Origin of the sequence: Streptomyces flaveolus (genome assembly GCF_044765825.1) — a bacterium.
Lineage (GTDB): Bacteria > Actinomycetota > Actinomycetes > Streptomycetales > Streptomycetaceae > Streptomyces > Streptomyces flaveolus.
Window position 1 is genome coordinate 167,510 of sequence record NZ_JBIWKU010000003.1, and the last position, 11,607, is coordinate 179,116.

General features: G+C 70.4%; 9 protein-coding genes. 5 read left to right on the plus strand and 4 right to left on the minus strand.

The genetic code is table 11. The features are described 5' to 3' along the window. The first annotated feature begins 168 nt into the window (after positions 1-168). From ACIRG6_RS10270 to ACIRG6_RS10285, 4 genes are all read left to right on the plus strand, one after another. Complete coding sequence (locus ACIRG6_RS10270) at positions 169-3,933, plus strand: multifunctional oxoglutarate decarboxylase/oxoglutarate dehydrogenase thiamine pyrophosphate-binding subunit/dihydrolipoyllysine-residue succinyltransferase subunit (protein WP_403322013.1); 3,765 nt, start codon at positions 169-171, stop codon at positions 3,931-3,933. 174 nt (positions 3,934-4,107) lie between these two features. Beyond that, positions 4,108-4,290: a DUF6104 family protein gene (locus ACIRG6_RS10275; RefSeq protein WP_003961784.1), complete on the plus strand. Its 183-nt coding sequence runs from the start codon at positions 4,108-4,110 to the stop codon at positions 4,288-4,290. A gap of 203 nt (positions 4,291-4,493) precedes the next feature. Next, positions 4,494-5,438, plus strand: coding sequence for a DUF4097 family beta strand repeat-containing protein (locus ACIRG6_RS10280; RefSeq protein ID WP_403322014.1), 945 nt, complete (start codon positions 4,494-4,496; stop codon positions 5,436-5,438). 1 nt (position 5,439) lies between these two features. After that, entirely contained in the window at positions 5,440-6,507 is a 1,068-nt protein-coding gene (locus ACIRG6_RS10285; RefSeq protein WP_364820272.1) for a helix-turn-helix transcriptional regulator, read from the plus strand. Between the two features lie 33 nt (positions 6,508-6,540). Here the strand turns inward: ACIRG6_RS10285 and ACIRG6_RS10290 are convergent, their stop codons facing one another. From ACIRG6_RS10290 to ACIRG6_RS10305, 4 genes are all read right to left on the minus strand, one after another. Then, on the minus strand, positions 6,541-7,101 hold the full coding sequence (locus tag ACIRG6_RS10290) for a Clp protease N-terminal domain-containing protein (protein WP_403322017.1): 561 nt from the start codon (positions 7,099-7,101) through the stop codon (positions 6,541-6,543). Continuing rightward, positions 7,101-7,310, minus strand: a complete 210-nt coding sequence (locus ACIRG6_RS10295) for a helix-turn-helix domain-containing protein (RefSeq protein ID WP_055417899.1) — start codon at positions 7,308-7,310, stop codon at positions 7,101-7,103. Before ACIRG6_RS10295 ends, ACIRG6_RS10290 begins: the two co-directional genes overlap by 1 nt. A gap of 129 nt (positions 7,311-7,439) precedes the next feature. Further along, the gene (locus ACIRG6_RS10300; protein WP_364675736.1) at positions 7,440-8,405 is read right to left on the minus strand and encodes a zinc-binding dehydrogenase; all 966 of its coding nucleotides are present in this window, start codon (positions 8,403-8,405) and stop codon (positions 7,440-7,442) included. 380 nt (positions 8,406-8,785) lie between these two features. Then, positions 8,786-10,015, minus strand: a complete 1,230-nt coding sequence (locus tag ACIRG6_RS10305; RefSeq protein ID WP_318214391.1) for an NAD(P)-dependent malic enzyme — start codon at positions 10,013-10,015, stop codon at positions 8,786-8,788. A gap of 621 nt (positions 10,016-10,636) precedes the next feature. Here ACIRG6_RS10305 and ACIRG6_RS10310 point away from each other — a divergent pair. Then, on the plus strand, positions 10,637-11,599 hold the full coding sequence (locus ACIRG6_RS10310; RefSeq protein ID WP_318214390.1) for an ABC transporter substrate-binding protein: 963 nt from the start codon (positions 10,637-10,639) through the stop codon (positions 11,597-11,599). The last annotated feature ends 8 nt before the right edge of the window (positions 11,600-11,607 follow it).

Here is an 11,607-nt window from a genome sequence, read left to right on the forward strand (position 1 = left end):
GCGCAACAGAACCTCGCTTGTTTCCCGCCATTTCCAGCGCCGAAACACGGTCTGCAATGTGACTTACGCGACGTTGAACGGGCCCGGTCTGACCTTCCGGTCCGGGGAGGCGTAGCCTTGATTCCCGCTGTCCACCACCTTGTGAAGCGGAAGAGGGCGGTTCTCGCCGTGTCGCCACAGTCCCCCAGTAACTCGAGCATCTCGACCGACACCGACCAAGCGGGCAAGAACCCCGCTGCCGCGTTCGGTGCCAACGAATGGCTCGTCGACGAGATCTATCAGCAGTACCTCCAGGACCCGAATTCCGTGGACCGAGCCTGGTGGGACTTCTTCGCCGACTACAAGCCCGGGGCGGCCGCCGCCCAGGCGGCGGCCGGCTCCGCGACGACCACGGGCACGAGCGCGCCGCAGGCCGCCCCGGCGCCCCAGGCGCAGGCTCCCGCCCCGGCCGCTCCCGCGCAGCCCGCCCCGGCCCAGGCTCCGGCGGCTCCCCAGCCGGCCGCCGCCCCCGCGAAGCCGGCCGCGAAGCCGCAGGCGAAGGCCGAGCCCGCCAAGGAAGCCCCCGAAGGCCCCGAGCTCGTGACGCTGCGCGGCCCGGCCGCCGCGGTCGCCAAGAACATGAACGCCTCGCTGGAGCTGCCCACGGCCACGTCCGTGCGCGCGGTCCCGGTGAAGCTGCTGTTCGACAACCGCATCGTCATCAACAACCACCTCAAGCGCGCCCGGGGCGGGAAGATCTCCTTCACGCACCTGATCGGCTACGCGATGGTGCAGGCCATCAAGGCCATGCCGACGATGAACTACGCGTTCGGCGAGAAGGACGGCAAGCCGACCCTCGTCAAGCCGGCGCACGTCAACCTCGGCCTGGCCATCGACCTGGTGAAGCCCAACGGCGACCGCCAGCTCGTCGTGGCCGCCATCAAGAAGGCCGAGACGCTGAACTTCTTCGAGTTCTGGCAGGCCTACGAGGACATCGTCCGCCGCGCCCGCGACGGCAAGCTGACGATGGACGACTTCACCGGCGTCACCGTCTCGCTGACCAACCCCGGCGGTCTCGGCACCGTCCACTCCGTGCCGCGTCTGATGCCCGGCCAGTCGGTCATCATGGGCGTCGGCTCCATGGACTACCCGGCGGAGTTCCAGGGCACCAGCCAGGACACCCTGAACAAGCTCGGCATCTCGAAGGTCATGACGCTCACGTCGACCTACGACCACCGGGTCATCCAGGGCGCCGCCTCCGGCGAGTTCCTGCGCCAGGTCGCCAACCTGCTCCTCGGCGAGAACGGCTTCTACGACGAGATCTTCGAGGCGCTGCGCATCCCCTACGAGCCGGTCCGCTGGCTCAAGGACATCGACGCCTCCCACGACGACGACGTCACCAAGGCCGCCCGCGTCTTCGAGCTGATCCACTCCTACCGGGTCCGCGGCCACGTCATGGCCGACACCGACCCGCTGGAGTACCAGCAGCGCAAGCACCCCGACCTGGACATCACCGAGCACGGGCTCACCCTGTGGGACCTGGAGCGCGAGTTCGCCGTCGGCGGCTTCGCCGGCAAGTCGATGATGAAGCTGCGCGACATCCTCGGCGTCCTGCGCGACTCGTACTGCCGCACCACCGGCATCGAGTTCATGCACATCCAGGACCCGAAGCAGCGCAAGTGGATCCAGGACCGCGTGGAGCGCGCCCACTCCAAGCTGGAGCGCGAGGAGCAGCTGCGCATCCTGCGCCGGCTGAACGCGGCGGAGGCCTTCGAGACCTTCCTGCAGACCAAGTACGTCGGCCAGAAGCGGTTCTCCCTGGAGGGCGGCGAGTCCGTCATCCCGCTGCTCGACGCCGTGCTGGACTCGGCCGCCGAGTCCCGCCTCGACGAGGTCGTCATCGGCATGGCCCACCGCGGCCGGCTGAACGTGCTGGCCAACGTGGTCGGCAAGTCGTACGCGCAGATCTTCCGCGAGTTCGAGGGCAACCTCGACCCGAAGTCGATGCACGGCTCCGGCGACGTGAAGTACCACCTGGGCGCCGAGGGCACCTTCACCGGCCTGGACGGCGACCAGATCCGCGTCTCCCTGGTGGCCAACCCCTCGCACCTGGAGGCGGTGGACCCGGTCCTGGAGGGCGTCGCGCGCGCCAAGCAGGACATCATCAACAAGGGCGGCACGGACTTCACCGTCCTGCCGGTGGCGATCCACGGCGACGCGGCCTTCGCGGGCCAGGGCGTGGTGGCCGAGACCCTGAACATGTCGCAGCTGCGGGGTTACCGCACCGGCGGCACGGTGCACATCGTCATCAACAACCAGGTCGGCTTCACGGCGGCCCCCGAGTCCTCGCGTTCCTCCATGTACGCGACGGACGTGGCCCGCATGATCGAGGCCCCGATCTTCCACGTGAACGGCGACGACCCGGAGGCCGTCGTGCGCGTCGCGCGCCTGGCCTTCGAGTTCCGCCAGGCGTTCAACAAGGACGTGGTGATCGACCTCATCTGCTACCGCCGCCGCGGTCACAACGAGTCCGACAACCCGGCCTTCACCCAGCCGCTGATGTACGACCTGATCGACCGCAAGCGCTCGGTGCGCAAGCTGTACACCGAGTCCCTGATCGGCCGCGGCGACATCACCCTGGAAGAGGCCGAGCAGGCGCTCCAGGACTACCAAGGCCAGCTGGAGAAGGTGTTCACCGAGGTCCGCGAGGCCACCTCGCAGCCCACGGCCGCCGCGCCCACCGACCCGCAGGCCGAGTTCCCGGTCTCCGTGAACACCGCGGTCACCGCCGAGGTCGTCAAGCGGATCGCCGAGTCGCAGGTCAACATCCCCGACCACATCACGGTCCACCCGCGCCTGCTGCCGCAGCTGCAGCGCCGGGCGGCGATGGTCGAGGACGGCACGATCGACTGGGGCATGGGCGAGACCCTCGCCGTCGGTTCCCTCCTGCTGGAGGGCGTGCCGGTGCGCCTGGCGGGCCAGGACTCGCAGCGCGGCACCTTCGGCCAGCGCCACGCGGTCATCATCGACCGCGAGACGGGCGACGAGTTCACGCCGCTGCTGTACCTGGCCGAGGAGCAGGCCCGGTACAACGTCTACAACTCCCTGCTGTCCGAGTACGCGGCGATGGGCTTCGAGTACGGCTACTCGCTGGCCCGCCCCGACGCGCTCGTGCTGTGGGAGGCGCAGTTCGGCGACTTCGTCAACGGCGCGCAGACGGTCGTGGACGAGTTCATCTCCTCGGCGGAGCAGAAGTGGAACCAGACCTCCGGTGTGGTCCTCCTCCTCCCCCACGGCTACGAGGGCCAGGGCCCGGACCACTCCTCGGCCCGCCCGGAGCGCTTCCTCCAGCTGTGCGCGCAGAACAACATGACGGTCGCGATGCCGACCTCGCCGGCGAACTACTTCCACCTCCTGCGGTGGCAGGTGCACAACCCGCACCACAAGCCGCTGGTCGTCTTCACCCCGAAGTCGATGCTGCGCCTGAAGGCGGCGGCGTCGAAGGCGGAGGAGTTCACGACGGGCCGCTTCCAGCCGGTCATCGGCGACGACTCGGTCGACCCGACCGCGGTCAGGAAGGTCGTCTTCACCGCCGGCAAGGTCTACTACGACCTCGAGGCCGAGCGGAAGAAGCGCGGCGTCACGGACACGGCCATCATCCGCATCGAGCGCCTGTACCCGCTGCCGGGTGCCGAGCTCCAGGCGGAGATCGCCAAGTACCCGAACGCCGAGAAGTACCTTTGGGCCCAGGAGGAGCCGGCGAACCAGGGTGCCTGGCCGTTCATCGCGCTCAACCTGATCGACCACCTGGACCTGGCGGTCGGCGCCGACGTCCCGCACGGCGAGCGCCTGCGCCGCATCTCGCGCCCGCACAGCTCGTCCCCGGCCGTCGGTTCCGCGAAGCGGCACCAGGCCGAGCAGGAGCAGCTGGTGCGTGAGGTCTTCGAGGCCTGAGCCTCGTACGGCCCATGACGAAGGGCGCGGCCCCCGGTACTTCCGGGGGCCGCGCCCTGTCGTCATGGGCACAGGCCGAGCCCGGGGACGCGGAGCTCGCCCTCCACGCGCGGGCGCATAACCTTGACGGGTAGGACCCGAGGCCCCAGGCGGCCCATCCCCAGGAGAGCACCTGTGTACTTCACCGATCGAGGCATCGAGGAACTGGAGAAGCGGCGCGGCGAGGAGGAGGTCACCTTCGAGTGGCTCGCCGAGCAGCTGCGGACGTTCGTCGACCTGAACCCGGACTTCGAGGTGCCGGTGGAGCGGCTGGCCACGTGGCTGGCACGGCTGGACGACGAGGACGAGGACGAGTAGGGACGACGAGCGGGCGAACCGCGGGGACGCTTCCGCCGGTCCGTCCCGACTCCCGCGCATGTGAGAACAGGGCCTGCCCCACCGGGGGCGGGCCCTTCGGCATGTCACGACCACCGGAACGGGTGTCTTGACTTTCCCCCTCCGCGATATATCGTGAATGAGCGAGGACGCGATATGGCGCGTTCGGTCAGGAGGTCCCCAGCATGTCCGAGTGGTCCGTCGCGGAGCCCAGGAAGCTCACCTTCGACGAGTCCGTGAGCGAGCTCCACGTGCGCATCGTCAACGGAACGGTGAACGTCGTGGGCACGGACGAGGGTTCCGCCAGACTGGAGGTGTCCGAGATCGAGGGCCCGCCGCTGATCGTCACCCACCGGGACGGCACCCTCACCGTGGCCTACGAGGACCTGCCCTGGAAGGGCTTCCTGAAGTGGCTGGACCGCAAGGGCTGGCGCCGTAGCGCGGTGGTCTCCCTGGCCGTCCCCACCCGCACCCGCGTGGAAGTGGGCGTCGTCGGCGCCGCGGCCGTGGTCTCCGGGATCGACGCGGGCACCGAGGTGAAGGGCGTCTCAGGGGACACCACCCTGGTGGGCCTCGCGGGACCGGTCCGCGCGGACACGGTCGCCGGGAATCTGGAGGCCCAGGCCCTCACCGGGGACCTGCGCTTCAACTCCGTCTCCGGGGACCTGACCGTGGTGGAGGCCGGTTCGTCCGTCAAGGCGGACTCGGTGAGCGGTTCGATGATCGTCGACCTCGACTCGGCCGACGGACCCACCGACATCAGCCTCACCAGCGTCTCGGGCGAGATCGCCATCCGGCTGCCCCAGCCGGCCGACGCCGAGGTGGAGGCCAACACCGCGAGCGGCACGGTCTCCAGTGCCTTCGAGGACCTCCGGGTGACCGGCCAGTGGGGTGCCAAGCGGATCACCGGCCGGCTCGGCGCTGGCAACGGCCGGCTGAAGGCCACGACGGTCTCCGGCTCGATCGCGCTGCTGCGCCGGCCGCCCGTGGAGGACACACCGTGGGAGCCGGAGGACACCGGACCGGCGGGCGGCACACAGGGCGACTCGGGGGACAATTCCGCTTCCGGCCGGAACGACGGCGTCAGCGACGCCCCGGCCGACGGCACGACCGACAAGAAGGTGCTCTGACATGCCCCCCGTCTTCGCCCACGGCCGCCTCCGCCTGTACCTCCTGAAGCTGCTCGACGAGGCCCCGCGCCACGGCTACGAGGTGATCCGGCTCCTCGAGGAGCGCTTCCAGGGCCTCTACGCGCCGTCGGCGGGCACGGTGTATCCGCGCCTGGCCAAGCTGGAGGCGGAGGGCCTGGTCACCCACACCACCGAAGGCGGCCGCAAGGTGTACGCCATCACCGACGCGGGCCGCGCCGAGCTGGCCGACCGCAGCGGCGAGCTGGCCGACCTGGAGCTGGAGATCCGCGACTCGGTCGCCGAGCTCGCGGCCGAGATCCGGGCCGATGTGCGCGGCGCGGCCGGTGATCTGCGCCGGGAGATGCGGGCGGCGGCCGGCGAGGCCCGCCGGGGCACCGGCACAGGCCCCCGGGCCGAGGGAACGGGGGGCCTCGGCGACAGCACGGACCTCGGGGACAAGGAGGCCTGGCGCGCCGCCAAGGAGGAGATGCGCCGGGTCAAGCAGGAATGGAAGGAGCAGGCCCGCCGCGCCAAGGACGAGAGCCGCCGTGCCCGTGACGAGGCCCAGCGGGCCCGGCGCCAGGCCAAGGAGGCGCAGGAGCGGGCCCGCGCCCAGGCGCAGGAGGAGGTGCAGCGCATCGCCCAGCGGGTTCAGGAGCAGATGCAGGACCACTTCTCGCGGGGCGACTGGCCGACGGGACTGCGCGAGGGCCTGGGCGAACTCGTCAAGGAGGTCGGTGAGTTCGGAAAGGACTTCGGCAAGGACCTCGGCAGGGACTGGGGCTTCGGCCGCACGGACACCGGTACGTCCGCCTCCCGGCCGGATTACTCCCGCACCCCCGCGGACTTCCCGGCCGGATACGAGCCGGCGTGGGCCCACGAGGACACCGCGGAGTCCACCGGTGATCCGGCCCGCGACCTGGACCGGCTGCTGGACCGCTTCCGGGACGACATCCGTGACGCGGCCCGCGACCACGGCGTCACGGCCGACCAGCTCCGCGACGCCCGCCGCGAGCTGTCGGCCGCGGCCGCCCACATCGGGGCGATACTGCGGACACCGAAGGCCTGAACCCCCGGTGCGGGCAGGGCCCGTCCGCCCGGGTCAGGCGCAGGCCTCCCCCGCGCCGCCGAGCACCCGGGTCAGGGAGTCGTGGGTCACGCCGTGGTCGGCGAGCACCTCGGCGGGCACTCCCGGGCGGACAGTGAGGGCGAGCAGCAGGTGCTCGTCCCCGATGTACCGTTCCCGCCGGGCGAGGGCCATCCGCAGGGACTTCTCCAGGACGTCCTTGGCGTCCTGGCCGAAGCCGGGACGCCCCGACCGCGAGCGCCGGCCCGCCCGCCCGCCGGACATGGCGCCGACGCCGTGGGTCTCCTCCACCCGGGCGACGACCTCCGTGACGTCGATGCCCAGCCCGGCGAGGGCGTCGGCCTCGGCCTGCGAGAGACCGGCGCGCCGCCGCGCCTCCTCCAGGGCCCGGCGCACCGACTCCCGGCCCTCGCCTCCCCCGAGCGCCGTGAGCGCGAAGGAGGCACGGCTCCCCTCACGGTCCAGCAGGGCGAGCAGCAGGTGCTCGGCGCCGACGCTCCCCGTCCGTGTGCGTTCGGCGTACTCGACGGCGCCCTCGACCACGGCGCGGGCGTTCTTCGTGAACCGCTCGAACATCAATGCCTCCCGTACTTCTTGTGCACGGCCTGCCTGCTGACCCCGAGTTCCGTGGCGATCTCCTGCCACGACCAGCCCTGATTGCGCGCGCTGCGCACCTGCACCGCCTCCAGTTGCTCCAGCAGCCGTCGCAGTGCGGCGACGGCCCGCAGCCCGACCCGCGGGTCACGGTCGCCCGCACGCGCGGCGAGATCCGTTGCTTCGCTCATGCAGTCAACGTAGGTTGACAAGGCTCGTTTCGTCAACCCCAGTTGACAACTGGATCACGGGGGGGCGGGAAAGCGAACGGCGGGCCCGGAGGAACCGGACCCGCCGCGGACGTTCGGGAGGAAGGGGGCTCAGGAGGCGGTGAGCACGATCTTGCCGAACAGCTCGCCGGACGCCATCCGCTCGAAGCCCTCCCGGGCCCGGTCCAGCGGAAGCACCTCGTCGATGACCGGACGAACGCCGGTGGCGGCGCAGAAGGAGAGGAGGTCCTCCAGCTCGTCCTTGGTGCCCATCGTGGAGCCGACGACCTTCAGCTCCAGGAAGAAGATCCGGGTCAGTTCGGCGTGGGAGGGCCGGTCGCCGCTGGTGGCGCCGGAGATGACGAGCGTGCCCCCGGGCCGCAGCGACTTCACCGAGTGGGACCAGGTCGCGGCACCCACGGTCTCGATGACGGCGTCGACCCGCTGCGGCAGCCTCGCGCCCGGCTCCACGGCCTCCACCGCGCCCAGCTCCAGGGCCCGCTTCCGCTTGGCCTCGTCCCGGCTGGTGGCGAAGACCCTGAGCCCCGCGGCCTTGCCGAGCACGATCGCGGCCGTGGCGACCCCGCCGCCGGCTCCCTGCACCAGCACCGAGTCACCGGGACGCACCCCGGCGTTGGTGAACAGCATCCGGTAGGCCGTCAGCCAGGCGGTCGGCAGACAGGCGGCCTCCTCGAAGGAGAGCTCCTTCGGCTTCGGCAGGACGTTCCAGGTCGGCACGGCGACCTGCTCGGCGAACGTTCCCGGGTAGCGCTCGGTGAGGATGGAGCGGGGCTCCTCGGGTCCGACCCCGTGGCCGGTCTGGCCGATCACGGAGTGCAGGACGACCTCGTTGCCGTCGGCGTCGACACCGGCGGCGTCACAGCCGAGGATCATCGGCAGCCGGTCCTCCGGCAGGCCGACACCGCGCAGGGACCACAGGTCGTGGTGATTGAGGGAAGCGGCCCGCACATCGACGACACTCCAGCCGGGACGGGCCTCGGGGGCCGGACGCTCCCCCAGCTCCAGACCGTTCAGCGGCTGGTCGCGGTCGATTCGGGCGGCGTAGGCAGCGAACATGACCTTGACGATAGGTTCCGCACCCGCCATCCGAAACCGTACGCCCGTGTGACACACACCCTCTTGCCACGCAGTTGCGTGCGGGCCGTCGTGCCTCCCCCAGTGCCTGAACGGCCTGGGAGGCACCCCCAGGGGGGCGGCGCGGGTGGGCGGTGGGGCCCCCCGCTCATGGGGGTCCCCCGCGCGAGCGCAGCCGAGCGTGGGGGAGGCACCCCGCAACGCCGGGCAGCGCCCCCACCGGTCCGACCCCCGCCCACCCGACGCCGGCCCCGCCCGCCGCCCTCCCACCCCGCGATACGACGCCGCCCGGTTCACCACCGCCCAAAGCGAACGGCCCCGTCCGCTCGGACGAGGCCGCTCACGACACACGGTTCACACCGTCACCGGCGCGCAACCCCCTCGGCACGAGCCGCCGCCGCCACCGCCGCCGTAACGGCCGGCGCGACGCGCTCGTCGAACGGGGACGGGATGACGTAGTCCGCCGCGAGGTCGTCGCCCACGACGGAGGCCAGCGCCTCCGCCGCCGCGAGCTTCATGCCCTCGGTGATCCGCGACGCCCGCACCTGCAGCGCGCCCGCGAAGATGCCGGGGAACGCCAGCACGTTGTTGATCTGGTTCGGGAAGTCCGACCGCCCCGTCGCCACGACCGCCGCGTACTTGTGCGCGACCTCCGGGTGCACCTCGGGGTTCGGGTTGGCCATGGCGAAGACGAACGCGCCCTCGGCCATCGAGGCCACCGCCGGCTCCGGCACCGTACCGCCGGAGACGCCGATGAAGACGTCGGCGCCCGCGAGGGCCTCCTCCAGCGAGCCGGTCAGCCCGGCCTTGTTGGTGAAGGAGGCCAGTTCCTGCTTCACCGGCGTCAGGTCGTCCCGGTCGGCCGAGACGACACCCTTGCGGTCGGCGACCGCGACGTCCCCGATGCCGGCCTCGACCAGCATCTTGGCGATGGCGACACCGGCCGCGCCCGCGCCCGAGATCACCGCCCGCAGCTCACCCAGCGTCCGCTTGCTCAGCCGCGCCGCGTTCCGCAGCGCCGCCAGCGTCACGACCGCCGTGCCGTGCTGGTCGTCGTGGAAGATCGGGATGTCGAGACGCTCCTGGAGCTTGCGCTCGATCTCGAAGCACCGCGGTGCCGAGATGTCCTCCAGGTTGACTCCGCCGAACGAGGGCGCGAGGCGCACCACCGTCTCGACGATCTCGTCGGCGTCCGTGCAGTCCAGCGCGATCGGGACCGCGTCCACACCGCCGAACTGCTTGAAAAGGATCGCCTTCCCTTCCATCACCGGAAGAGAGGCCTCGGGCCCGATGTCCCCGAGTCCCAGCACCGCCGTACCGTCCGTCACGACCGCCACGACCGAGGACTTCCAGGTGTAGTCGTGCACGAGGTCGGGCTGCTCGGCGATCGCGCTGCACACTTTCGCGACGCCGGGCGTGTACGCCAGGGACAGGTCGTCCTTGTCGCGGATCGGCACGGTGGCCTGCACAGCCATCTTGCCGCCGCGGTGCAGCGCGAACGCCGGGTCGAAGGAGTCGAGGGGCTCGGCCCCGGCCTCCTGGTCCGTACCGACGTCACTGTCGCTGCGAGGATTGACGATCTCCGCTGCCACTTTGTCTTACCCCTTAAGTGTTCATGGTTTGAGGGTTTGTCCACTCCTGGTGAGGGGTGGGCGGGCACCGCCCAGGGACATGGCACGTTGATGCGCATGGGCCCCTGCGCGACGGGCGCGCCGCACACGCGCCCTGAGCCCCTGATGAGGGGTGTAAAGAACCTTCTTACCCGACGGACGCCTCCGGCGACGAGTCCGATAAGTGCAAGCTCACATGTCGGACGCCGCTCGCCGCATGTCGGTGACATGACTCATAGCCGGGTATCCGGTCAACTTCCCGGCACCTCTTGACAGTCCCGGAGAACAACATCTCAACGGGGACACGCGCCCGCGAACCATGTCCGTATAACGAGAAATACCGAAGATCTTCCGGCCGGAAGGGCCGATTCCCGGAAAGGTTCGGTCGTGATGTACCGACCTGGTGCGGTTCGGGGGGTCACCCGTTATCCGATTTTGACATGACGGCTCCCCTGAATGGCCGAGTCCGAATGGCAAGATGCCGTAATCACACGAGGTCGCGACACTCGAAGGCGTGTGCTCTCGTCGACCCACAGCGCCTGTCGGTCCCCCGGCCGGCGTCCCGTCCCATCGGCAACTCCATCATCCGCCGGAGGAACCACCATGACCGCAAGCTCCACCCGTCGTCCGACCGCCGCGCAGTCCCGGCTAGCAGCGGTCGGTGCGATCGCGGTCGCAGGCGCTCTGCTGCTCACCGGATGCGGCGACCAGACCAAGAAGAACGACGGCGGCGACAGCCAGTCCGCCTCGGGAGCCCCGCTGGCCGAAAAGCTGCCGCAGGCGATACGTGACAAGGGCGTCATCAAGGTCGGATCCGACATTGCCTACGCTCCGGTCGAGTTCAAGGACGACTCCGGCAAGACGGCCGGCATCGACCCCGATCTCGCGGCCGCCATGGGCAAGCAGCTCGGCGTGAAGTTCGAGTTCCAGAACGCCACGTTCGACACCCTTCTCGGCGGTCTGGCATCCAAGCGCTACGACATCGCCATGTCGGCCATGACCGACACCAAGGACCGGCAGGAGGGCATCGACGCCGACACCGGCAAGAAGGTCGGCGCCGGCGTCGACTTCGTCGACTACTTCACCGCGGGCGTCTCGCTCTACACCAACAAGGGCGACGACCAGGGCATCAAGACCTGGGACGACCTGTGCGGCAAGACCATGGCCGTGCAGCGCAACACCTTCTCCCACGACCTCGCCAAGGATCAGGCGCAGAAGTGCGAGAAGGCCGGCAAGAAGACCCTGAAGATCGAGGACTTCGCGACCAACCCCGAGGCCGAGACCCGGATGCGCTCCAAGGGCGCGAACGTCGTCTCCGCCGACTTCCCGATCGCCGCGTACTCGGTGAAGAACTCCGGCGGCGGCAACTACTTCGAGATCGTCGGCGACCAGGTCGAGGCGGGCCCGTACGGCATCGCCGTCGCCAAGGACAACACCCAGCTGCGCGACGCGCTGCAGGCGGCCGTGCAGGCCGTCATCGACAGCGGCGAGTACAAGAAGATCGTCGAGAAGTGGGGTGTCGCGGACGGCGCGGTCACCGAGGCCAAGATCAACGGCGGCTCCTGAACCGTCCG

Bases quoted from the DNA above. Each gene is read 5' to 3' on its own strand.
- ACIRG6_RS10280 (WP_403322014.1), top strand. From the start codon at position 4,494: ATGTCCGAGTGGTCCGTCGCGGAGCCCAGGAAGCTCACCTTCGACGAG.
- ACIRG6_RS10285 (WP_364820272.1), top strand. From the start codon at position 5,440: ATGCCCCCCGTCTTCGCCCACGGCCGCCTCCGCCTGTACCTCCTGAAG.
- ACIRG6_RS10290 (WP_403322017.1), bottom strand. From the start codon at position 7,101: ATGTTCGAGCGGTTCACGAAGAACGCCCGCGCCGTGGTCGAGGGCGCC.
- ACIRG6_RS10295 (WP_055417899.1), bottom strand. From the start codon at position 7,310: ATGAGCGAAGCAACGGATCTCGCCGCGCGTGCGGGCGACCGTGACCCG.
- ACIRG6_RS10300 (WP_364675736.1), bottom strand. From the start codon at position 8,405: ATGTTCGCTGCCTACGCCGCCCGAATCGACCGCGACCAGCCGCTGAAC.
- ACIRG6_RS10310 (WP_318214390.1), top strand. From the start codon at position 10,637: ATGACCGCAAGCTCCACCCGTCGTCCGACCGCCGCGCAGTCCCGGCTA.